The sequence below is a fragment of the Saccharibacillus sp. O23 genome (assembly GCF_002205895.1).
In the GTDB taxonomy this organism is placed as follows: domain Bacteria; phylum Bacillota; class Bacilli; order Paenibacillales; family Paenibacillaceae; genus Saccharibacillus.
In genome coordinates, this window is the sequence record NZ_NJDE01000014.1 from 1 (window position 1) to 23,574 (window position 23,574).

Annotated in this window: 20 protein-coding genes; 17 read left to right on the forward strand and 3 right to left on the reverse strand. The window is 58.8% G+C overall.

Going from position 1 to position 23,574, the window contains the following annotated elements; genetic code table 11:
- Window positions 1-368: 368 nt before the first annotated feature.
- Window positions 369-2,123 (reverse strand): Rqc2 family fibronectin-binding protein, encoded by a 1,755-nt coding sequence (locus CDO73_RS17160; protein ID WP_088489761.1) that lies wholly within the window; start codon window positions 2,121-2,123, stop codon window positions 369-371.
- A 312-nt stretch (window positions 2,124-2,435) separates the two neighbouring features.
- On the opposite strand from CDO73_RS17160, the gene dapF reads away from it, so the two are divergent.
- Window positions 2,436-3,272: a diaminopimelate epimerase gene (gene dapF, locus CDO73_RS17165; RefSeq protein WP_088489762.1), complete on the forward strand. Its 837-nt coding sequence runs from the start codon at window positions 2,436-2,438 to the stop codon at window positions 3,270-3,272.
- 194 nt (window positions 3,273-3,466) lie between these two features.
- Here dapF and CDO73_RS17170 read toward each other — a convergent pair whose 3' ends face one another.
- Window positions 3,467-4,432 (reverse strand): ring-cleaving dioxygenase, encoded by a 966-nt coding sequence (locus CDO73_RS17170; RefSeq protein ID WP_088489763.1) that lies wholly within the window; start codon window positions 4,430-4,432, stop codon window positions 3,467-3,469.
- A gap of 233 nt (window positions 4,433-4,665) precedes the next feature.
- Here CDO73_RS17170 and CDO73_RS17175 point away from each other — a divergent pair, with 233 nt between their 5' ends.
- The 15 genes from CDO73_RS17175 to CDO73_RS17245 all read left to right on the forward strand — a co-directional run bounded on the left by CDO73_RS17175 (window position 4,666) and on the right by CDO73_RS17245 (window position 20,805).
- Window positions 4,666-5,550 carry a YicC/YloC family endoribonuclease gene (locus CDO73_RS17175; protein WP_088489764.1) on the forward strand — a complete coding sequence of 295 codons (885 nt, stop codon included), beginning with the start codon at window positions 4,666-4,668 and terminating at the stop codon, window positions 5,548-5,550.
- A 61-nt stretch (window positions 5,551-5,611) separates the two neighbouring features.
- Window positions 5,612-5,872 (forward strand): extracellular matrix/biofilm regulator RemA, encoded by a 261-nt coding sequence (gene remA / locus CDO73_RS17180; RefSeq protein WP_005548256.1) that lies wholly within the window; start codon window positions 5,612-5,614, stop codon window positions 5,870-5,872.
- 12 nt (window positions 5,873-5,884) lie between these two features.
- Window positions 5,885-6,457 carry a guanylate kinase gene (gene gmk / locus CDO73_RS17185; RefSeq protein WP_088489765.1) on the forward strand — a complete coding sequence of 191 codons (573 nt, stop codon included), beginning with the start codon at window positions 5,885-5,887 and terminating at the stop codon, window positions 6,455-6,457.
- Between the two features lie 113 nt (window positions 6,458-6,570).
- Window positions 6,571-6,810: a DNA-directed RNA polymerase subunit omega gene (gene rpoZ, locus CDO73_RS17190; protein WP_088489766.1), complete on the forward strand. Its 240-nt coding sequence runs from the start codon at window positions 6,571-6,573 to the stop codon at window positions 6,808-6,810.
- 161 nt (window positions 6,811-6,971) lie between these two features.
- Window positions 6,972-8,402, forward strand: coding sequence for a bifunctional phosphopantothenoylcysteine decarboxylase/phosphopantothenate--cysteine ligase CoaBC (coaBC, locus tag CDO73_RS17195; protein WP_088489767.1), 1,431 nt, complete (start codon window positions 6,972-6,974; stop codon window positions 8,400-8,402).
- A complete protein-coding gene (gene priA / locus CDO73_RS17200) occupies window positions 8,399-10,978 on the forward strand; it encodes a primosomal protein N' (protein ID WP_088489768.1) in 2,580 nt (859 codons plus the stop codon). The genes coaBC and priA overlap by 4 nt, the downstream gene beginning before the upstream one ends.
- A gap of 60 nt (window positions 10,979-11,038) precedes the next feature.
- On the forward strand, window positions 11,039-11,521 hold the full coding sequence (gene def / locus CDO73_RS17205; RefSeq protein ID WP_088489769.1) for a peptide deformylase: 483 nt from the start codon (window positions 11,039-11,041) through the stop codon (window positions 11,519-11,521).
- Between the two features lie 5 nt (window positions 11,522-11,526).
- Window positions 11,527-12,468 (forward strand): methionyl-tRNA formyltransferase, encoded by a 942-nt coding sequence (fmt, locus tag CDO73_RS17210; RefSeq protein WP_088489770.1) that lies wholly within the window; start codon window positions 11,527-11,529, stop codon window positions 12,466-12,468.
- 602 nt (window positions 12,469-13,070) lie between these two features.
- Window positions 13,071-14,471, forward strand: a complete 1,401-nt coding sequence (rsmB, locus tag CDO73_RS17215) for a 16S rRNA (cytosine(967)-C(5))-methyltransferase RsmB (protein WP_256972747.1) — start codon at window positions 13,071-13,073, stop codon at window positions 14,469-14,471.
- A gap of 286 nt (window positions 14,472-14,757) precedes the next feature.
- Window positions 14,758-15,816 (forward strand): dual-specificity RNA methyltransferase RlmN, encoded by a 1,059-nt coding sequence (gene rlmN, locus CDO73_RS17220; protein WP_088489771.1) that lies wholly within the window; start codon window positions 14,758-14,760, stop codon window positions 15,814-15,816.
- Between the two features lie 5 nt (window positions 15,817-15,821).
- The gene (locus CDO73_RS17225; protein ID WP_088489772.1) at window positions 15,822-16,601 is read left to right on the forward strand and encodes a Stp1/IreP family PP2C-type Ser/Thr phosphatase; all 780 of its coding nucleotides are present in this window, start codon (window positions 15,822-15,824) and stop codon (window positions 16,599-16,601) included.
- Window positions 16,598-18,883 (forward strand): Stk1 family PASTA domain-containing Ser/Thr kinase, encoded by a 2,286-nt coding sequence (gene pknB / locus CDO73_RS17230; RefSeq protein ID WP_088489773.1) that lies wholly within the window; start codon window positions 16,598-16,600, stop codon window positions 18,881-18,883. The genes CDO73_RS17225 and pknB overlap by 4 nt, the downstream gene beginning before the upstream one ends.
- Before the next feature lie 94 nt (window positions 18,884-18,977).
- Window positions 18,978-19,886 (forward strand): ribosome small subunit-dependent GTPase A, encoded by a 909-nt coding sequence (rsgA, locus tag CDO73_RS17235; RefSeq protein WP_088489774.1) that lies wholly within the window; start codon window positions 18,978-18,980, stop codon window positions 19,884-19,886.
- 2 nt (window positions 19,887-19,888) lie between these two features.
- Window positions 19,889-20,554, forward strand: a complete 666-nt coding sequence (gene rpe, locus CDO73_RS17240; protein WP_088489775.1) for a ribulose-phosphate 3-epimerase — start codon at window positions 19,889-19,891, stop codon at window positions 20,552-20,554.
- On the forward strand, window positions 20,551-20,805 hold the full coding sequence (locus CDO73_RS17245; RefSeq protein WP_088489776.1) for a hypothetical protein: 255 nt from the start codon (window positions 20,551-20,553) through the stop codon (window positions 20,803-20,805). The genes rpe and CDO73_RS17245 overlap by 4 nt, the downstream gene beginning before the upstream one ends.
- A 229-nt stretch (window positions 20,806-21,034) precedes the next feature.
- On the opposite strand, the gene rpmB is transcribed toward CDO73_RS17245, so the two are convergent.
- Window positions 21,035-21,223 (reverse strand): 50S ribosomal protein L28, encoded by a 189-nt coding sequence (gene rpmB, locus CDO73_RS17250; protein WP_088489777.1) that lies wholly within the window; start codon window positions 21,221-21,223, stop codon window positions 21,035-21,037.
- A 432-nt stretch (window positions 21,224-21,655) separates the two neighbouring features.
- Between rpmB and CDO73_RS17255 the strand changes: the two genes are divergently transcribed.
- Window positions 21,656-23,434 (forward strand): DAK2 domain-containing protein, encoded by a 1,779-nt coding sequence (locus CDO73_RS17255; protein WP_088489778.1) that lies wholly within the window; start codon window positions 21,656-21,658, stop codon window positions 23,432-23,434.
- Window positions 23,435-23,574 lie beyond the last annotated feature (140 nt).

Here is a 23,574-nt window from a genome sequence, read left to right on the forward strand (position 1 = left end):
GCCGTGCCGTGCCGACCGGCAGACGGATTCGTTTCGCCGTCTGTTTATTTTGCCGAAAAAACGACCTCGTTCCCGATAGACGCGGGTTCCGAAAACACGACGGAGCCGCCGCCTTCGAAAGCGCCGGGCACTCGTCCGAACAACCCGAAACGCGCTGCCCGAACCGCTTCTCGAAACAAACCAAAGCGCCGGGATGCGCGTTTTCGGGCTTCAAGACGCGCAACGTTCTGCGGCGGAAAAGGCGTATCGGCAGGTTTCGAAACGCGCAGCGGGACCTGCCGATACGCGACATCGGATTCTGGCTCCGCACCGCATGCTGTCGAAACTCGATGCAAAATTCTGTGGCGATTCGCTGCCGCCCGTTTTCCTTATCCGTTCTTCACCGTGTTCGGCAGCGATTTGATCAGATCTTCGTCGGGCGTGACGAACAGCGTCTTCTGGTGATCGTAGATCACGAAGCCCGGCTTGGAACCGCTCGGTTTGCGAACGTGGCGCACCTGCGTCGTATCGACGGGAACGCTGCTCGAATGTTTGGCTTGGCTGAAATAAGCGGCCAATTGGGCGGCTTCGTTCAGCGTCGCTTCGCCGTATTCCGCGCTGCGGATCAGCACGTGCGAACCCGGAATGTCTTTGGTATGCAGCCACGTATCGCTGGAATGCGCCAGACGGTTCGTGATGAACTCGTTTTGCAGATTGTTTTTGCCGACGTAGATCTCGATGCCTTCCGAAGACGTATACAGATGCAGTGTCGGTTTGTCGTTCTTTTTCTTCTTCTTGGCGCCGCGGGCGACCCGGTTGCGCACATAACCCTGCTCGGCCAATTCGGCGCGGATCTCGTCGACGTCGCGCAGCGAAGCGTCGTTCAACTGCTGAAGCAGATTGTCCATATAAGCGATCTCTTCGTGCGTTTTCTTGATCTGTTCGTCGATGACCGCGAGGCTGTTCTTGTATTTGTTGTATTTCTTGAAATAGCGCTGCGCGTTATCCGACGGATTCAGCAGCGGGTCGAGCCCGATCTTCACCGGACGCTGTTCTTCGTCGTAGAAATTGACCAGTTCGATCTCTTTCATGCCGCGCTTCAGCTCGTGCAGCGAAGCGAACAGCAGCTCGCCGTAGATCCGGTACTGCTCGGCATCCTGCGCTTCTTCGAGATCGTCGGCCAGATGGTCGAGCTTTTTGACGTTCTTGCCGCGTTCGTTCTGCAAGAATTTGATCAGATCGCCGACTTTTTGTTTGACCGTGTCGCGATCCGCTTTGTCTCCGTAATAATGCTCCATGCAGACGCTGATCGAATCGAACGCGCGATGTTCGCCTTCGATCAACGTCAGCGGCACGGCGGAGAAGATCAGTTTGCCGCGCGCGTTAAGACCGGTGCACGGCGCGAATCGGCCTTCCCGCACTTCGTTCATCAAGGCGTCGAACGCTTGCCAGACCGAGGCGCCGTCCGTGCCCGATCCGTCTTCCGAAGAACCGTTCGCCGCGCGATGCAGCACTTCTTGAGCGATCAGCGGACTGAGGCCGGTATACGCGTCGACGATGCGGTTGACCGGAGGCACGGCCGCGTTTTCGTTCCATTTTTGCATAAACTGCGTTTCGTCCGTCTCCAGCGGGTTCAGCTTGTGCTGCTGCGGAGGTTCTTGATATTGGAAACCGGGCATGACCACGCGGTAGCTGCTGATCGCCGGCGTGACGTGATGGATGCCGTCGAGAATCGCGCCCGTCGAAGCGTCGAGCAGAATGATGTTGCTGTGGCGTCCCATCAATTCGACGATCAATTTCTTGAGCGAAACGTCGCCGACTTCGTCGCGCTGACGAATCCAGAAATGCAGAATGCGTTCCATGCCGACCTGCTCGATTTTCTCGATGACGCCGCCTTCGCAGTGTTTGCGCAGCAGCATGCAGAACATCGGCGCTTCGGGCGGGTTCATATACGATTGTTCGGTGAATTGAATCCGCGGATACGTGAGGCTGGCGGATAACAGCAGTTTCTTGTTGCCTTCCCGGGAGCGAATCTGGAAAATGACATCGCTGTCCGAAGGTTGGTGCACTTTGCCGATGCGGGCTCCTTGCAGGGAGGACAATTCGGCAGCGATCGCACGGGTAACGATTCCGTCCAATGCCATCTATAACGACCTTCTTTCTGTACGTCCGATTGAACGATTCATAAAAGATAAAAGAATCCGCCGCGCACAAAAACACAAAATTTCGCGCACAAAATCAATAGCAATCGCGCGGAGGTTCGGGTATCTTAGTTAATGTAGCTTTCGCGGAAAATACCGCAAGGAGGCTCTGATCCGGAGCCGCCGAAGGCGGATTCCGCGAACGGACGCGGCAAGATCTATATTGAGCGAAACGGGAACTTTCGTCAACTTCCGAAGCGAATGCCGGAGGCGGACGATCCCCGATTCGAAAACGATAAGGAGTGGAACATCAGAATGGAATTCACAAAAATGCACGGATTGGGCAACGATTTCGTGATCGTGTACGGAGAACAACAGCTTCCGGCGAACGCCGCCGAACTGGCGGTGCGGGTATGCGACCGTTTCTTCGGGGTGGGCGCGGACGGTCTGGTCTATATCCTGCCGTCGGAACAAGCGGACTTCAAGATGCGGATCATGAACTCCGACGGTTCGGAAGCCGAACAGTGCGGCAACGCGATCCGCTGCGTCGCCAAATACGTCTATGATCATAAACTCGTTTCGGGCGAAAGCCTTACGATCGAAACGATCGGAGCGGGCGTGCAGCCGTTGACGATTCAAGCGGAGAACGGCGTCGCGCGGACGGTACGCGTCGATATGGGCGCTCCGATTCTCGAAGGCGCGAGAATTCCGGTCGCCGTGGACGGCGAACCGGTCGTCGATCAGCCGATCGAAGCGCTGGGCGAGACGTTCCGCTTCACGGCGGTGTCGATGGGCAATCCGCACTGCGTGATCTACGTGGACGACGCGGTGAACTTCGATCTCGGCAAATGGGGTCCGGTACTGGAGAAGCATCCGCTCTTCCCGAAAAAAGTCAACGTGGAATTCGCCACGGTCAACAGCCGCGAGCAGATCGACATGCGCGTATGGGAACGCGGCGCGGGACCTACGCTGGCCTGCGGAACGGGAGCATGCGCGACGCTCGTGTCTTCCGTGCTGAACGGACGCAGCGACCGCGAAGCGACGGTGTCGCTCAAAGGCGGCGATTTGTTCATCGAATGGAACGAGTCCGACAATCATGTGTATATGACCGGACCGGCGGCATTCGTCTATACCGGCAAGCTGGCCGAATAAGGAAGAGTTCGTCGGGACTTCGGATTTCCGAACGATTTTCGTTATAAAAAAACCGCAGGAAGGCGAAGCGACCGCTTCCGTCCGCCACGGATCCGTGGGGAGGAAGGCGCTGCGTGCCTGCGGTTTTTGCTTGCGTTCAAAAGATCGGAGACGCCTCCGTTCATTCCCGCGCGCGGGAGAAGGCGCTTGGCGCTTTACAGTTCGAGCGGACGCAGATTCGCTTCGATCTCGGCGCGGCGATGTTCCAAGAAGGTCGGCAGACCGAGTTTCTCGCCGAGCGATTCGATCGGTTCGTCGATATCGAATCCCGGCGTATCGGTCGACAGTTCGAACAGGATGCCGTTCGGCTCGCGGAAATAGAGGGCGCGGAAGTAATCGCGATCGACCCGGCCGGAATTCGGCAGGCCGCTCGCCGCGATGCGGTTGATCCATTTCTCGTATTCCGCTTCGTCCGGAATGCGGAAAGCGACGTGATGCGCGCCGCCGCGGCCCAGACGGAATTGCGGCAGATCGGGCCGGGCTTCCAGATGCACTTCCGCGCCCGAGCCGCCTTCGCCGGTAGCGAACACTTCGATCTCGGCGAAATCTCCGGCCGGAGACGGATAGCTGCCGATTCGGCGGAAGCCCATCAGCTGCGTCAGCACGAGCGCGGTCGGCTTGGGATCGGCGACGGTCAGCGTGACGGGACCGAGCCCGACGATCGCGTGCTCGACCGGAATGCCTTCGGCCGTCCACGGTTGTCCCGGCGCCACGCCGGCTTCGCCGTTGTCGGCGGCCAGAATCAGCTGCGTGCCTTCGAAGTCTTCGAAGAACAGCGTATCGCGGCCCGCGCGCTGCGCGATCTCGCCGCGTTTGATGCCCATCGAGTCGAAACGCTCCGCCCAGAATCGAAGCGAAGCCGTGGTCGGTACGCGCAGCGAAGTGGAAGAAATGCTGGACACGCCCGGATAAGAAGGACCGATTCCCGGGTAATCAAAATACGTGACCTCCGTTCCGGGGCTGGCGACGGCGTCTCCGTAGAATAGATGGTAAGAAGTCGTATTATCTTGGTTGACGGATTTTTTGACCAGTCGCATGCCGAGCACGCGGGTGAAAAAATCGAAGTTGCTTTCGGCTTTGCCGGTCATCAGAGAGACGTGGTGTTGTCCGAGCAGTTGCATGAGGCTCATCCTTTCGGTTTGCATATTTAAATTTATATTATAAAGTAACTTTATTTATTTCAGTATATATCTTGAATCCGAGATATGCAAGTCGCGCAGCATGAAGAACAGAGGAGAAAACCGGCGAAAACGGACGAAACGGGCCGCGAGAGAACGTGAATTCGCAAACCGCCGCTATCCCCCTTGTTTCGAGGTGCATAATCCATTAAAATAGGGTAACGGATGTGATGACGATGTCTTTCAGCATGACCGGCTACGGTCAATCCGCCATGCAGTCGGGCGGATACAAAATTCAATTTGAGGTCAAATCCGTCAATCATCGCTACTGCGAAGTCGTACTTCGGATGCCCCGGGAATGGAATAGTTACGAGGATGGACTCCGGCGGCTTGTACAGCAGCATGTCAGGCGCGGACGGATTGACGTGTATGTCACCAGAGAAAGCGATACGTCGGAAGGATCGATGATGCTTAACCGTTCCGCGGCCGAAGCTTATATCCGGGCCGCGCGCGAACTGGAGCAATTATACGGAATCGACGGAAAGCTCGGGGTGGCCGAGCTGCTGGCGCTTCCGGACGTTATGCTGCCCGCCGAAGCGCCGCCCGAAGGCGACGATACGGATTGGGAAGCGGCGCTGGGCGAAGGCCTGAAGCAGGCGTTGGCTCAATTGGTCGCGATGCGAAGTACCGAAGGCGCTCATTTGATTCAGGATTGCCGGCTGCGTCTGGCCAATCTGGCCGCGGCCCGAACCGAACTGCTTCGGCTGGCTCCGACGGTCGTCGAAGATTACCGCTTTAAGCTGCGGCAGAGGATCGTCGAGCTGCAAAGCGGCAGTTTCCCGATCGACGAGCATCGCTTGGGAACGGAAGTCGCTTTATTCGCGGACCGCTGCAGCATCGACGAAGAACTTGCCCGTCTGGGCAGCCACTTCGAACAGTGCGAAGAGCTGCTCGGCGGCAGCGAACCCCAAGGGCGCAAGCTGGACTTTTTGATTCAGGAAATGAACAGAGAGGTCAATACGATCGGCTCGAAGGCGAACCATCTGGCGCTCGGAGGCCATGTCGTCGAGATGAAGGCCGAGCTCGAGAAAATGCGCGAGCAGGCTGCCAATCTCGAATAACGGCCGGGCGCCCGGCCCGACTTACAGAAAGAGGAACAACTATTAGGGGGAAAACCTGGACATGGCAATCAAGCTCATCAATATCGGCTTCGGGAACATTGTATCGGCCAACCGAATCATTTCCATCGTAAGCCCGGAATCCGCTCCGATCAAGCGGATCATTCAAGAGGCAAGGGACAGGCATATGTTGATCGATGCGACATACGGCCGCAGAACGCGCGCCGTCATCATTACGGACAGCGACCACGTGATTTTGTCCGCGGTACAGCCAGAGACGGTCGCGCACCGTCTCTCGACCAAAGACGACGATAACGACGAATAAATGGAGAGAACTATGTCTAAAGGGTTATTGATTGTATTATCCGGGCCGTCGGGAGTCGGAAAAGGAACCGTGTGCAGCGCGCTGCGCAAAAGATTGCCGGGACTCGTGTATTCGGTGTCGGCGACGACTCGTTCTCCTCGCGAGGGCGAGCAGCACGGCGTCAATTATTTTTTCAAAAGCCAAGAAGAATTCCGCACGATGATCGACAACGATCAGCTGCTCGAATACGCGCAGTACGTGGACAACTTCTACGGCACGCCGCGCGATTTCGTCGAACAGACGATCGAAGCGGGCAACGACATCATTTTGGAGATCGAGGTTCAGGGCGCGCTGAAGGTGAAGCAGACTTTTCCGGACGGCGTGTTCATTTTCCTGACTCCGCCTTCGCTCAAAGAATTGAAAGACCGGATCGTCGGACGCGGCACGGAGACGGAGTCGGTTATCCATAACCGCATGTCGGTCGCCGAAGAAGAGATCGCGCTGATGCGCCATTACGATTATGCCGTCGTCAACGACGAAGTGGACAAAGCGTGCATGCGCATCGAATCGATCATCGTGGCGGAACACTGCCGCATCGCGAAATAAGTCGGACTTTTCGGCCAACAAACAGATCACCGGGTAACCGGACACTCTTCTCCCCGATCGCGACGTTCCGGCGGTGCGGTCAGGGCAGAGACATCAGAGAGGACGATAAACACATGCTGTATCCTTCCATCGACAAAATCATGACCAAAGTAGACAGTAAATATTCTTTGGTCGTAGCGGCCAGCAGACGGGCGAGACAACTGCGCGAAGGCGCGGAATCGGAGCTTGCGCGTCCGAAATCGCATAAGCAGGTCGGCGTGGCGCTCGAAGAAATCTACGGCGATTACATCAAGCTCGAAGCGCGCGACGAGAACGAAGTGGTCGAAGAACAAAAAGGCAAACGCAACCTGTAGGGTTCGGTTTGCACGAAATAAACGGCCTGACGGCATGCGCATCAAGAAACAGGCAGAATACGCGTTTATCCCCTCTTTTTCGGGATGAACGCCGGGCCGTAAGGCTTCGTCATTAACAACCGATGAGGTTGTTATTTTTTTTCAGAAGGGGGAAACGGACGATGTTGAACGGGAAAAAGATTCTGCTCGGCGTAACGGGAGGCATTGCGGCCTACAAAGCGGCGACGTTGTGCAGCATGTTGACGAAAGCGGGGGCGCAGGTGCAGGTCATCATGACCGAATCGGCGCAGCAGTTCATTCCGGCGCTGACGCTTCAAGTGCTGACCCATCACCCTGTGCATACCGATACGTTCGACGAACGCAATCCGAAAGTCGTCAATCATATCGATCTGGCCGATTGGGCCGATCTCGTGCTGATCGCGCCGGCGACGGCGAACGTCATCGGCAAACTGGCGCACGGCTTGGCCGACGACATGCTGTCGACGACGCTGCTTGCGGTAACCGCTCCGGTCATGATCGCGCCCGCGATGAACGTGCATATGTACACGCATCCGGCCGTTGCGCAAAATATGCAAACCCTGGTCGACCGCGGGGTCATGATGATCGAACCGGGCGAAGGCATGCTGGCCTGCGGTTACGTGGGCAAAGGGCGTCTGGAAGAACCGGAGACGATCGTCGACGTGCTGCGCCGTTTCTTCGAACAGCGCGAAGCGGGAGGTAACTCGTCGTTCGCGCCGCTATCTTCGAGACCGTCTGCCGCAAATGCCGGCGAACCGGAGCCTTCTTTCGTCGATCCGGGTCCGCTCGCGGATATCGCGGTCGCGGAAGAGGGCGGAGAGCAGTTGTTCGCGACGGCCGGAGGCGCGGCGGAGCGAGGGCTCGCGGGCAGTCTGACTTCTCAAGACTCCGTGGCAACCGATAAGATCGAAGGGCCGCTCAGCGGCAAAAAAGTGCTGGTGACTGCGGGGGGCACGATCGAACGCATCGACCCGGTCCGCTACATTACCAACGATTCGTCGGGCAAAATGGGCGTGGCTTTGGCGGAAGCCGCTCGAGACTTGGGAGCCGACGTGAAGCTGATCGCGGGCAAGGTGCAGATCCCGCTGCCGGCCGGCATTCCGACGCTTCGCATCGAATCGGCGGAAGACATGTACGAAGCCTGCCTCAATGCATGGCCGGATACGGACATGCTGATCATGTCCGCCGCGATCGCCGATTATCGGCCGAAGTCCAGCTCGCCGCGCAAGATCAAGAAGATCGGCGATACGATGGCTCTCGAATTGGTCAAAACGGTGGACGTGCTGCAAACGCTCGGCGCGCAAAAAGAGCATCAGTTCCTGATCGGCTTCGCTGCCGAAACGCATGATCTGGACGCCTACGCGGCCGAGAAACTTCAGCGCAAAAATTGCGACATGTTGGTAGCGAACGACGTGACCCAGACGGGCGCGGGGTTCGGTTCGGATACGAACATCGTGCGGTTGTTCGGACCGGAAGGCCCGATCGCGGACCTGCCGAAAATGTCGAAATACGATACGGCGCGCGAGATTCTGCTCGAAGCTTCGCGGCGGCTCGGTCAGGGAGCGCTGCGATGAACTTCGCGCGGGTCATCGTAGACGTACCGGTGCGGGCGGTAAGCCGGCCGTTCGACTACCGGATTCCGCCGGAGATGCAAGAATGGATCGCGGTCGGCAGCCGCGTCGGCGTGCCTTTCGGCGGGAGAACCGTGCAAGGATTCGTCGTCGGGCTGACGGACGAAAGCGAATATAAGCACGGTCGGATCAAGCCGATCCGCGAACTGCTCGATCTGGTGCCGCCGCTTCCGGAGGATCTGGTCGAACTGGGAAGCTGGATCGCCGAGAAGTACGCTTGCCACGAGACGACGGCGCTGCAAGCGATGATTCCTTCGGCGCTCAAAGGCAAAGCCGAACGTTTCATCCATGCGGCTCCGCCCGAAGAAGAAGATTTCGAACGGGCCGAGATTCAGCGGCTGCTCTCCGAGCTGCCGGAAGAAGATTCCGGCGAATTGTCGCTGTTCGGCGGCGCGCCTTCGGAGCCCGATGTTCCGGGCGCGCGCGAGATTCTGGAGTACGTGCGCGGCCGCGGACAAGTCAAAGCCGAGCTGCTGCGCCAGAACTATCCGGGCCGCGAGAAGATCGTGCAGGCCATGATTCGCGGCGGACTGCTGTTCGAAAGTCAAGAAATTCGCGATCGAATGGGACGCAAAACGGTCAAAACGGTCGTGCTCAACGTGGACGCGGAGCGGGCGGAAGCCGAACTCGCCAATTTTCCGGCCCGCGCCAAAAAGCAAAAGGAAGTGTTCGAATTCCTGATGCAGCTCGGCGTGAAGATGGCGATGAAAGACGTCCTCAGCACGCTCGGCGTGACGGCAAGCGCGGTCAAATCGTTGGAAGAAAAAGGACTGGTGCGGATCGAGGACGTGGAAGTGTTCCGCGATCCGTACGCGGGCCGGCATTTCAAGCCGAGCCAAGCGCCTAAGCTGACCGGCGAGCAGCAGCAGGTCTACGATGCCGTCGTCGCGAGATTGAACGCCCGGCGCGAAGGCGTATTTCTGCTGCACGGCATCACCGGCAGCGGCAAGACGGAAGTGTATTTGCAGTCGATCGAACGCTGCATCGCGCAGGAACGTCAAGCGATCGTGCTGGTGCCGGAGATCTCGCTGACGCCGCAGATGGTCGAACGGTTCAAAAGCCGGTTCGGCTCCAAAGTCGCCGTGATGCACAGCCGCTTGTCCGGCGGCGAACGCTACGACGAATGGCGCAAGATCCGCGAAGGCCGGGTGCAGGTGGCGATCGGCGCGCGTTCGGCGATATTCGCTCCGTTCAAAAATATCGGCCTGATCGTCATGGACGAAGAACACGAATCTTCGTACAAACAAGAAGAGAGTCCCAAATATCACGCTCGCAACGTCGCGGTCAAACGGGCGGAGCAGCATCAGGCGGTCGTCATCCTCGGTTCGGCGACCCCGTCGCTCGAATCTTACCATGCCGCGCGTTCGCAGAGCGATCCGCATTTCTCGCCGCTGCTGGCGGAGATTTCGCTGCGGGCGCTCGGCAGCGAACTGCCGGGCGTCAAGATCGTCGATATGCGGGAAGAATTGAAAGAAGGCAACCGCTCGATGTTCAGCCGCGAGCTGCATGCGGCGATCGAGCAGCGTCTGGAGCGCAAAGAGCAGACGGTGCTGCTGCTCAACCGGCGGGGGTATTCGACGTTCGTCATGTGCCGGACCTGCGGCTACGTCGCGGAATGCCCGAACTGCGATATCTCGCTGACGTATCACCAGCGGTCGAACAATCTGCGCTGCCATTACTGCGGGCATGCGGAGCCGATTCCCGAGACCTGTCCGGAATGCGGCAGCGAGCATATCCGTTATTTCGGTACCGGCACGCAGCGGGTCGAAGAAGAACTGGCGAAACTGTTTCCCGGCATCCGGGTAGTCCGGATGGACGTCGATACGACCAGCGAAAAAGGCTCGCACGAAAAGCTGCTTCAGCAGTTCCGCGACAAGAAAGCGGACGTGCTGCTCGGTACGCAGATGGTCGCGAAAGGACTCGATTTCCCGGACGTGACGTTGGTCGGCGTCATCGCCGCCGATTCGGCGCTGAACCTGCCGGACTTCCGGGCGGGCGAGAAGACGTTCCAACTGCTGACGCAGGTCGCGGGCCGCGCGGGCCGGCATCATCTGCCCGGCGAAGTCTTTATTCAATCGTACAATCCGGACCATTATTCGATCCAACACGCGTCGAAGCACGATTATCATTCGTTCGTGCGCGAAGAATTGGGTCATCGGCGCAAACTCGGCTATCCGCCTTACTGCCGTTTGATTCTGGTCACCTTCTCGCACGAGCAGCTTCCGGTGGTGGTTCGGCTGGCGGAGAACTACGCGGCCATGGTCAAAGAAAAGGCGAGAGCCAGAGGTTGGCTGGCGCGGATGGACAAATTGGCGCCGAACGTGCTCGATCTGCTCGGCCCGATCGCGTCGCCGATTCCCCGGATCAAAAATAGATACAGATTTCAATGTATGATAAAATGGCGTGGAGATATGGACGCCGCTCTGCTGGCGCGGGAAATCGCGGACGAACTGGAGGATACGGCGAAAGAGCAGGATCTGCTCATCAGCATCGACGTGGACCCTCAGGTCATGATGTGACGCGGTCCCCCGCGTCTTTTTTATGGAGAAGACGATAAGATAAGAGGAAGGTGCTACACAATGGCAATTCGACTGATTGTAAAAGAACCGGACGAAGTCCTGCACAAAACGGCGAAAGAAGTAACCAAGATTACGCCCAACGTGCAAAAGTTGATGGACGATATGGCGGAAACGATGTACGACGCGGAAGGCGTCGGACTCGCTGCGCCGCAGGTCGGCATCCTGAAGCGGATTATCGTGATCGACGCGGGCGACGAGAACGGCCTGATCGCGATGATCAATCCGGAGATCGTGGAACGCGACGGCGAGCAGCTCGGACCCGAAGGATGTCTGAGCATTCCCGGCCTGAACGGCGACGTGCGCCGTGCAATGACCGTGACGGTCAAAGGCTTGAACCGCGACGGCGAAGAATTCGTCGTGACGGGCAGCGGGCTGTTGGCTCGGGCGTTCCAGCATGAGATCGACCATCTGAACGGCGTTCTGTTTACAGACGTGGCGGACAAAATATACGAACCGGCCCGGGAGAGCGCGGCGAAGGAGTGAGCGGAATGAAAAGAGTCGTATTTATGGGAACCCCGCAGTTTGCGGTATCGTGCTTGGAGGCGCTGTTGGAATCGGAATGCAATATCGTGGCGGTCGTCACGCAGCCCGACCGTCCGCAAGGACGCAAAAAAGTGCTGACCCCGTCGCCGGTGAAAGAAGCGGCGTTGAAGCGCCATCTGCCGGTACTTCAGCCGGAGCGCATGCGCGACAAAGACGCGGTCGAAGAATTGGCTTCGTTCCATCCCGACCTGATCGTGACGGCGGCGTACGGGCAGATCCTGCCCAAATCGCTGCTCGAAGTGCCGGAACTCGGCTGCGTCAACGTGCACGGTTCGCTGCTTCCGGCTTACCGGGGCGGCGCGCCGATTCAACGCGCGATCATTAACGGCGAGACCAAGACGGGCATCACGCTGATGTACATGGCTCAAGGCATGGATACCGGGGACATGATCGCGGCCGAAGAAGTGGAGATCACGGACGAAGATACTTCGGGTACCTTGTTCGAGAAAATGAGCGCGGCCGGAGCGGCGCTGCTCAAACGAGAGCTTCCGCGCCTGCTCGAAGGCCGCGTTCCGGCGCAGCCGCAGGACGAGTCGCTCGCGACGTACGCGCCGAATCTGACGCGCGAAGACGAACGGATCGATTGGAGCCGTTCGCCGCGCGAAATCTTCAATCAGGTTAGGGGATTGTCCCCGTTCTCCGGGGGCTATACGCTCTGGAACGGCGAGACGTTCAAAGTCTGGGAAGTGCAGCGTCCCGAAGAAGACGGGCCGGAACCGGGCGCCGCGCCGGGAACGGTGTTGGACGTGGGCGATAAGGCGATCGTCGTGGCGTGCGGCGGCGGCGCGGTCCGGTTGACCAAAGTGCAGCCGGCAGGCAAAAAAGCGATGTCGGTCTCCGACTTCGCGCGCGGAACTTCGATGCAAGCAGGGACGGTGTTAGGATGAGCGGCAACGGAGAAAACGGCAAAAAAACGCAGGGCGCGGGCATTCGGATGTTCGGCGCATCGGGCAAAAACGCGAAGCCGGCAGGCGGATTCGATCCGAACAAACCGGCCGAAAAGCCGAAGTCTTCCGCGCGAAAAGCGGAAGATAACCACAAGCCGTCTTCGGCAGGCGGCAAAAAATCCGCCGATCGCCGGGGCAACGCTTCGGGCGCGGAAATGAGAATCGCCGCGAAGCAGGGGAACGGCGCTTCCGGGAAACCGGCTGCGAAAAGCGGCGGAAAACCGGCTTACGGAAACCGGGCTTCCGCCGGTACGAAGCCGGCTTACGGAAGTCCGTCTTCCGACGGTTCGAAGCGAGGGAACTCCGCCGGAACGGGAATCGGTTCCCAAGCGAGCGGCGGTTCCGGAAGCGGCGCGGGCGGAAGAGCCTCCGGCAAACCGAATGCCTACGGCAAATCCGCGCCGGGAGCTCGTCCGGCGCAAAGCGGCAAGCCTGCGGCCGGCCAAGCCGCGGGCCGTCCGTCGGCCGGCTCCGCGGCTGCCCGAAGCGGAGCGGCCGCTCAGCCGCCGCGTTCGGCGAAGCCGACCAGCGCGGCCGAGCGGATCGCGGCCAAAGCATCCAAAAGCGGCGGCGAGGCTCCGCGCCCGCGGCGCCGCAAAGTCGACGCGACCGCTCGCGAGGTCGCGCTCAACGTGCTGGCGGGCGTCGACGAAGGCGGCGCTTACAGCAATCTGCTGCTGAACCGTTCGCTTCAGCAGGCGGAGCTTAGCCCGGCGGATACGGGGCTGGCTACCGAATTGGTCTACGGCACGATCGCGCGTCAAGCGACGCTGGACTATTTCCTTGACCGCTTTATCAAGAGCGGGGTCAAACGTTTGAATCCGTGGGTTCGCGCTTTGCTTCGCATGTCGCTCTACCAGATCCGCTATCTGGACCGGATTCCGCCGCACGCGGCGGTCAACGAAGCGGTAGAGATCGCCAAGAAACGCGGCCACGAAGGCATCGCTTCGATGATCAACGGCGTACTGCGCAGCATTCTGCGCGAAGGCGAAGCGTTGACGCTTCCGCAGGATCTCCCGACGGCCGAGCGCATCGCGCTCGAACATTCGCATCCGCTGTGGCTGGTCGAACGTTGGATCGCCCAATACGGCGAAGAAACGGCGGAAGCCGTCTGCGCGGCGAACAATCAACCGCCGAAAGTCAGCATCCGGGTCAATCCGCTGCGCGTCGAACGCGACGAGCTGCTGCGCGAATTGGAAGCGGAAGGACGCGAAGCGCGCGCTTCGGAATTGTCCCCGCAAGGCATCGTCGTCGAGAGCGGCGGCAATATGGCCAATGACGGACTTTATCGCGACGGTCGTTACAGCATCCAAGACGAGAGTTCCATGCTGGTGGCCGAAGCGCTCGATCCGCAGCCGGGCATGAGCGTGCTCGACTGCTGCGCCGCTCCGGGCGGCAAAACGGCCCATATCGCCGAGAAGATGGGCGACAAAGGTCGGATCGTCGCCAACGATCTGCACGAGCATAAGCAGAAGCTGATTCAAGAACAGACGGAGCGGCTGGGCCTGACTTCCGTAGAGAGCAGCGTCGGAGACGCGCTCGCGCTCAAAGACCGTTACGAACCGGCTTCGTTCGACCGGGTTCTGCTCGACGCGCCTTGTTCCGGTTTCGGCGTCATTCGCCGCAAACCGGATCTGCGCTGGGCGAAGACGCCGGAAGACGCGGCATCGATCGCCAAGCTTCAGCGCCAGATGCTGAACGCGGTATCGGGGCTGGTCAAACCGGGCGGCATTCTCGTTTACAGCACGTGCACGATCGAGCGCGAGGAGAATCAGCGCGCCGTCGCGGAATTCCTTCGCGACCATGCGGAATTCGTCGACGAGCCTTTCGAAGTGCCGGCGCTCGAGAACCAACCTCAAGTCGGCGGCGCGGGCGTGCAGATTTTGCCGAACCAGTTCGGTTCCGACGGGTTCTATATCGCCCGTTTGCGCCGTCGCGGCTGAGACGTTCGGCGCGGGCGACGGTCTACTCGATCGTTCAAGCTCCGAATGCGCGGAATCCGGATGGGCATCAGGCCGCGCGGCGATCGGATTTTTTAGCCGCGTGCCTATGTTGCAGCCGTTTCTGCCGATAATAAAGAAGGACCTCCGCCGCGATCGCTACGGGACGGCCGGGGTTCTTCTTTAGCATGGAGAGCTTTTGTGCTAATATAGATAAGATGGAAAGCCGTAAAGTCAACGAGTTGCCAGAATTCAACGAATATTCAACGAACAGGGGATAACCGACAACATGAAACCTTTCATATACGATTATAATCTCGACGACCTGCAAGCTTGGGTCAAAGAGAACGGAGAAGCGGCCTTCCGCGCCGATCAGATCTTCGACTGGCTGTACGTCAAACGCGTATCCAGTTTCGAAGAGATGACGAACCTTTCGAAGACGCTGCGCGCCAAACTGAACGAGCAGTTCGCTTTCGTCACGCTGAACGAAATCACCAAGTTCCAGTCCAAAGACGGCACGGTGAAATTCCTGTTCGGCCTGCACGACGAGCATGCGATCGAGACCGTCGTCATGAAACACAACTACGGCAACAGCGTCTGCGTCACGACCCAAGTCGGCTGCCGCATCGGCTGCACGTTCTGCGCGTCCACGCTGGGCGGACTGAAGCGCAACCTGACAGCCGGCGAGATTGTCGCCCAGGTCGTCGAAGCGCAGAAGATTCTCGACAAAGACGGCGAGCGCGTCAGCAGCATCGTCATCATGGGTTCGGGCGAACCGTTCGAGAACTACGACGCCACCATGAAATTCCTGCGCATCATGATCCACGAAAAAGGCTTGAACATCGGACAGCGCCATATCACCGTTTCGACGAGCGGCATCGTGCCGAGCATCTACAAGTTCGCCGACGAAGACACGCAGATCAATCTGGCGATCTCCATCCACGCGCCGAACGACAAGCTGCGTTCCAAGCTGATGCCGGTCAACCGCCGTTTCCCGTTCGACGACGTGATCGAGTCTCTCGATTATTACGTGGAGAAGACGGGCCGCCGCCTGACGTTCGAATACGCGCTGATCGGCGGGGTCAACGACCAAGCCGAGCACGCGCAGGAGCTGGCGGACGTGCTGAAGACGCGCATGGCGCACGTCAACCTGATCCCGGTCAACCATGTGCCGGAACGTAAATACGTCCGCACGTCGCGCAGCGATATTTTCAACTTCCAACGCATTCTGACCGAAAACGGCATCAATGCGACGATCCGCCGCGAACAAGGCCACGACATCGCGGCCGCCTGCGGCCAACTGCGCGCCAAGCATATGGAAAAAGGACAGGAAAAGGCTGCGAGGTGAGTAAGGTGATTCATACCGTTCATGCAACGCATATCGGAAACGTACGCACCGTCAACGAAGATCTGTCGTGGGTCGGCCGGATCAAACCGGGCGGCTACACGCTCGGGATCGTGGCGGACGGAATGGGCGGCCACCTGGCCGGAGATACCGCGAGTCGGCTGACGGTCGAGACGATCGTGGCCGACCTCGGCGGATTGGAGCCGGGCTTGTCGATCGAAGCTTGCGAAGCGGCGCTCAGCGACGCGATTCTGCACGCCAACGAAGTCGTCTACCGCAAAGGCGAATCGGATATTCGCTATCACAATATGGGTACGACCGTCGTAGCCGTGCTGTTTAGCGGCATCGAAGGCGTGATCGGCCATATCGGCGACAGCCGGGCGTATAAAGTGACCGCTCAAGGCATCCTGCGCTTGACCGACGATCATACGCTGGTCAACGAACTGCTCAAAAGCGGGCAAATCAGCGAACGGGAAGCCGGTTCTCATCCTCGCCGCAACGTATTGACTCGGGCGCTCGGAACCGATGCCGAAGTGAAAGTCGATCTCGGTCGCCTTCGGTTGAATCCGGGCGAAGCGCTGATCTTGTGCAGCGACGGTCTGTGCAACTTCGTGGCGGAAGCCGAGATGATGCGAACGGTACTGAAGCCGGGAGCGGCGCTGGACGATCGCGCGCACAAACTGGTCCGGATGGCGTTGAATTCCGGGGGCGACGACAATATCACCGTAGCCCTGTTCGAAAACGGACGCGCTGGTCAGGACCCGGCGACGAAGGAGTGGGTACAATGATCGGTCAGGTGTTCAGCGGCCGCTACGAGATTATCGAGCGCGTAGGCGGCGGGGGAATGGCGCTGGTGTACAAAGCGCTCGACCTGCTGCTGAACCGCTTCGTCGCGGTCAAAGTGCTGCGTCAGCAGTTCATGCACGACGAAGAGTTCATCCGTCGTTTCCGGCGGGAAGCACAGTCGGCGGCTTCGCTGTCCCATCCCAACATCGTCAGCATTTACGACGTGGGACAAGACGGGGAAGTCCAATACATCGTGATGGAATACATCGAAGGCACGGATCTGGACGAAGTGATCAAGGATCGGGCGCCGCTCCCGGTCGAAGAAGCGGTTCGCGTCGCGTCGCAGATCTGCGACGCGCTCGATCACGCGCATACGAATCAGATCATTCACCGGGATATCAAACCTCATAATATTCTGATCGGACGAAACGGTCGGGTGAAGGTGACGGACTTCGGGATCGCGCGCGCCGTGACTTCCACGACGATCACCCAGACCGGTTCGGTAGTGGGTTCGGTTCATTATTTCTCTCCGGAACATGCCAAAGGCGTGACCGCCGGCGAGAAGTCCGACCTCTATTCGCTCGGCATCGTGCTCTATCAGATGCTGACCGGAGCGCTTCCGTACGAAGGGGAAAGCCCGATCAGCGTGGCGCTCAAACATTTGCAGGACGATTTCGAAGAACCGCGCAAGCTGAATCCGATGATTCCGCAGAGCGTGGAGAATATCATCATTCGGGCGATGCGCAAAAATCCTTCGGAGCGTTATGCTTCGGCGGCGGAAATGCAAAGCGATCTGGATACCTGCCTGCTGCCTTCGCGCCGCGAAGAACAGAAGGTCTTGTTCGACGAAAACGACGATACGGACCGCACGCTGGTCGTGCCGGCTATTCGTTCGACGTATACGCCTCCTTCTTCGGAGATGCAGCGAGGCGAGGCCGCGACCAAGTCCAAGCCTCAAGCCTCGGGCAAAAAGAATTGGAAAAAACCGGCGCTCATTATCGGCTTGACGCTGCTGATGCTGGCGATCATGACGTTTATCGTCATCTACGTGCGCGGCCAATTGGTCGTGCCGGAGACGAAGGTGCCCAACGTGATCGGCATGACGGAAGCCCAAGCGCGCACGACGTTGACCGACAGCGGAATGATTGTCGAAGACGTCAAATACGAATACGATCCGTCGACGGAACCCGGCAAGGTCTTCAGGCAGAGCAAACAGGAAGGATTAAGCGTCAAGAAAGGCGCTTCGATTCTGTTGACGGTCGGTTCGGAGAAACCGCTCAAGAAAATGCCGAAACTGACGGATACCGACTACGACGAAGCCGTTAGGCAGCTTACCGCGCTCGGAGTATCCGAAGATCGGATCGTGCGAAACGAAGAATACAACGAAGCCGATCCGGAGACAGTCATCACGCAGACTCCGCAATCCGGCGAAGATTTCGATCCCGATCAAGCGACGGTCACGCTCGCCGTGAGCAAAGGCGTCGAAGAGAAGGAAGTGCCGGAAGTGGTCGGCAAAAGCCGTCAAGAAGCGCTGGACCTGATCAACGGACAAGCGCTGGCTCCTTCCTCGACCGAAGAACCGAGCTTTACCGTGGAAAGCGGCAAAGTCGTCAGCCAGACGCCGGAACCGGGCGAGAAGCTCAAACCGGGCGAAGCCGTGAAATTCGTCGTCAGCTCGGGGTTCCCGCCGGAAGCGTTGAACTTTACCGTCAACGTGCCGGTCGAACCTTCGCAAGAAGGCGTCGCGACCAAAGTTCGCATCGAATACAGCGACGCCAGAGGAGACCGCATCAGCTTGGGATCGGATACGATCTCTTCGCTGCGCATTTTCCCGGTATCGTTGGTGCTCGCTCCGAACCGCAACGGCGTCGTCATGGTCTATCGGGACGGCCAATTGGTCGAGTCTTATCCGGTCGATTACACGGAAGCCAGCCGAGGAACGTTCCAACAACCGGAAGTTCCGCAGAAAGAACCGGAAGAGACGCCGCCGCCGGAACAGACTCCGACCGATCCGCCCGCCGACAACGGCGGCGATCAAGGACAAGATCCGAACAACGGCACCGATACCGGCGACGGTACCGACGTGAACGGGACGACGGACGGAACGACCGACGGCGCGGCGGACGGTACTCAACCTCCCGACGAACAGACGGGCGAGGAAGAAACGGATCCCAACGCTTTCGTTCCTCCGGGCAAAGCCGTAGCCGACGGAACGATTGCGAATGCTTCCGAAAGACCGGACAAATCGGAAAAACCGGGCAAAGGACACGGCCGAGGACATTGATCGCGGCAGGCGAAAAATAAGCGGGTAAAGCGAGGCCGGACGAAAGTCCGGCCCTCTCCCGTTACATATGCTACATACAAAAGGACGGTGAAGCATGCCAGAAGGATTAATCGTAAAAGCGCTGAGCGGGTATTATTACGTCAAAGATCACGAAGCGTCGCCGGGCGAACCGACGGTGCAGTGTCGGGCCCGCGGCGTATTTCGCATCAAAGGCAAATCGCCGCTGGTCGGCGACCGGGTCGTCTACGCATTGACGGAGAACGGCGAAGGCACGGTTACGGAGATCAAACCGCGCACGACGGAATTGATCCGTCCGCCGGTAGCGAACGTCAATCTGGCGGTACTCGTATTTTCGGTCAAAGAACCGGATCTGAACCTGAACCTGCTGGACAAGTTCCTCGTGCATATCGAACATGAAGGACTGGACGCGCTGATCTGCCTGACCAAAATGGATCTGATCGCAGAAGACGACGAACAGACCCGCGAAGCCGTGCAGCAAGCCAAAAAGCTCTACGAATCGATCGGCTACGAGGTGCTGGAGACCAGCTCTCCGCAGGGCATGGGCGCGGATCGGCTGCGCGAACGCTTGGCCGGCGAGATCAGCGTATTCTCCGGTCAATCGGGCGTCGGCAAATCTTCGCTGCTCAACGCGATGTTCCCCGATCTCGATCTTCTCACGAGCGAGATCAGTTTGAGACTCGGCCGCGGCCGCCATACGACCCGGCACGTGGAATTGGTCGAGCTTGAAGGCGGAGGCTATATCGCCGATACGCCAGGCTTCAGCCAGCTCGATTTCTTGGAGCTCGGCGTCGAAGAACTGTCGAGCTGCTTCCGCGAATTCGCGGCGCTTCAAGGCGGCTGCAAATTCCGCGGCTGCACGCATCTGCACGAACCCGACTGCAAAGTCCGCGAAGCGTTAGAGAACGGGGAGATCGCGGAAAGTCGTTATAAGCATTACACGGCCTTTTTCCAAGAAATGAAAGATAAAAAACGGAGGTACTGAATATGGTATGGATTGCTCCTTCGATCTTGTCGGCAGATTTCTCCAAATTGGGCGCCGACGTCAAAGAAGTTGAAGAAGGCGGAGCCGATTGGCTGCACGTCGACGTGATGGACGGACATTTCGTGCCGAACATCTCGTTCGGCGCGCCGATCATGCGCTCGATCGCGCCGCTCACGAAGCTGCCGCTGGACGTGCATTTGATGATCGAAAACCCCGAGAATTACATCCCGGAATTCGCCAAAGCCGGCGCTTCCGTCATTACGGTTCATGCGGAAGCCTGCGTGCATCTGCATCGCGTCGTGCATCTGATCAAAGAACAGGGAGTCAAAGCCGGCGTGGCGCTCAATCCGGGCACGCCCGTCTCGGCGATCCGCGAAGTGCTGGAAGATCTGGACCTCGTGCTGATCATGACGGTCAATCCCGGGTTCGGCGGGCAGGCGTTTATCGAACGCACCGTGCATAAGATCCGCGAAACGCGCGAGCTGGCGAATTCGCTCGGCATGACGGACCTGCGCATCGAAGTGGACGGCGGAATCGCGGCCGACACGGCGGGCAAGGTGGTCGCGGCCGGCGCGGACGTTCTCGTCGCGGGCAGCGCCGTATACGGCGCGAGCGATCGCGCGGCCGCGATCCGGACGATCCGGGAAAGCGCGGAACGGGGCGTATGAACAACCTCAAGTCGACGATGCTGCTGGCATTGGTCACTTCGGTAGTCGGTCTGCTGATCGCGGTCTTCGCGATCCTGCCGATTCCGTTCAACGCGCTGGCCGGTCTGGCGGCGGCGGGTCTCGTCCTCTGGTATTTCCGTCGCCTGGAAACGAGAGGGCAGAAGATCGGCTTTATCGTCTGGGCGGTCGTCTATTTCCTGTTCTTCACCGTGCTGATCACGGCGGTCCGTTATCGCATGGGGCTGCTCTAGGAATCGTCGACCGATTCCGGTATCCGGCGATCCGCCGCGGGAACGGCGGACGCGTACGAAAAGACAAAAAAAGACCTCGTGTTCCGCTTGCGCGGGACGCGAGGTCTTTTTTTCGTGCGATTCTCCGATACGTTCGACGTGCTTGCCGTCGGGAAGCACGCGGAGCAGACGCGACGCCGATTAACTAAAAAACACCTTCAAAGAAGGTGTTTTCCGGTCTATATCGGGATTAAACGCGAGTCAATTTACCGGATTTAAGAGCCCGGGTGCTGACGTATACGCGTTTCGGTTTGCCGTTTACGAGGATGCGAACCTTTTGGACGTTAACTCCCCAAGAACGACGGTTGCGGTTGTTAGCGTGGGAAACGTTATTACCGGAGCTTGGTTTTTTACCCGTTACAAAACATCTGCGAGCCATGAATGACACCTCCTTGCTTAGATAAAACCTACATAAGCAACACTTCTACAATCATAACACACTAAAAAAAGCTCCGTCAACGGTTCTAAAAACTTTATTTATTTCTACGTAAGCTTATAGTACAATGTTAGGTGGGGCCTTTTGCAAAATCTGCTTTGAATTTTTGCCCGGATTTTGCAAAAGGCTCATGATGTATGGGACCAAAGGCGAAGCCGTCCGTATAGGTTCAAAGGCGGACGAGCGGATTCGGCCGCAGGAGGCCCGAACGTCGTCGCGGGGGACGGAAACCCGGTTTCCGATGCGCGCACGATCAAGTACAAGGCAAGCGAGCATACAGCGAATGAACATACGGGTCTCGAACATCAATAGAGAGCGGAGAAAGCCGATTCAGAGCATCCGCGCATCCAGCAGGTTTAGGAAGGGGAATTTTCATTGAGCAGGCGTTCGATTAACGGAACTGATTTTACCGGTATGGTATTGACCGGCGCGGAGAGACTTTCGCGTCAGGCGGAACATGTCAATTCGCTGAACGTATTCCCGGTGCCGGACGGCGACACGGGCACGAACATGAATTTGACGATGACGGCGGGAGTGACCGAGCTGCGCGAACGCAGTTCCGCTTCGGTCGGCCAGTCGGCAACGGTTCTATCCAAGGGATTGTTGATGGGAGCGCGCGGCAACTCCGGCGTGATCTTGTCGCAGCTGTTTCGCGGCTTCGGCCGTTATGCGGCTTCTCATCAGGAACTGAATGCCGTTCAGTTCGCGGCGGCGCTTCAAGTCGGCGTAGAAACGGCTTACAAAGCGGTCGTCAAACCGGTCGAAGGCACGATCCTGACCGTGGCGCGCGAAGCCGCGAAGCACGCGAACGCTTATGCGCGCCGCACGACGGATGTCGTCGAGCTGATGCGCGAAGTACTGGCCAAAGCCCAATACGCGCTCGATCGCACGCCGGACCAGCTTCCGGTGCTGAAGCAGGTCGGCGTCGTCGATTCGGGCGGACAGGGCCTCGTGTACATTTACGAAGGGTTTCTGGACTATCTCGAGAACGGCGCGGCGGCAGGCACGTCTGTCCCGTCGGCGGCAGCCGCTCCTCAAGCCGCTGCGACATCGCCTTCTCCCGCCGTTCAAGCTTCCGCGGTTTCGCATATCCAAGCTTCCGCGCAGGCGCAGCTCGAGACCGAAAACATCGAATTCCTCTACGATATGGAGTTCTTCATCAATCGCGGCCTCGGGGACGGTCCGCGCGACGCGTTCGACGAAGAAGCTTTCCGGAAAGCGCTGTCCGTCAACGGCGATTCGATCATCATCATCGCCGACGACGATATCGTGAAAGTGCATGTCCATTCCAAGACGCCGGGCGAAGTCATGACGCAGGCGCTGCGGTACGGAGAGATCACGCAGATCCATATCTTGAACATGCGCGAACAGCACCGCGACCTGCTGCATGCCGGCATGGACGGCGCCGCTCCGCCTGAGCTGTTCGCCGATATTCCGGCTCCGGTTCCGGTTCCCGAAGAACCTTCCGCTCTGCCCGCCGACGAAGTGGCGCCTTACGGCTTTATCGCCGTCGCCAGCGGCGCGGGCATCGAAGAGATCTTCAAGAGCCTCGGCGTGGATATCGTCTTGTCCGGCGGACAAACGATGAACCCGAGCACGGAAGATTTCGTCAACGCGATCGGACAGCTGTCCGCGCAGCATATCTTCCTGCTGCCGAACAATTCCAACATCGTGCTGGCCGCCCAACAGGCGCGCGATCTGCTGGAAGGCGAACGCCAGATCACGGTCGTGCCGTGCAAGAGCATTCCGCAGGGCATCGCGGCCGCGCTGGCGTTCCAAGAAGAAGAAAGCCCGGCAGCCAACGAAGAGCAGATGAACGAAGCGATCCGGCACGTCAAGACCGGCCAGATCACGCATGCGGTGCGCGACACGACGTTCGACGGACTGGACATTACGGCCGGCAATTATATCGGCATCTTCAATTCCAAGATCGTCGCGACCGCCGAAGACCGTTTGACGACCAGCCGCAACCTGCTGGCCGCCATGATCGAAAGCGGCGACGAAGTCGTCACCCTGCTCGCCGGAGCAGACGCGTCCGAAGCCGAGACCGCCGAACTGGTCGAATGGCTGACCGAACAATACCCGGACGCCGAAGTGGAATTCCATACCGGCGGCCAACCGGTTTACGACTACATGTTCTCCGTCGAAGCTTGATCCTCTTTCGCGCATCACAACCGGTCGAATGCGTGCGAAAAGATCTTGGGTTTGGTTCCGGCCTGTAGGCGAAGGAGAGTTTTCGATGTAGGAGCTAAAGACTTTCGGAGAAAGTCACATCGTAAGCATACGCTCCAGTT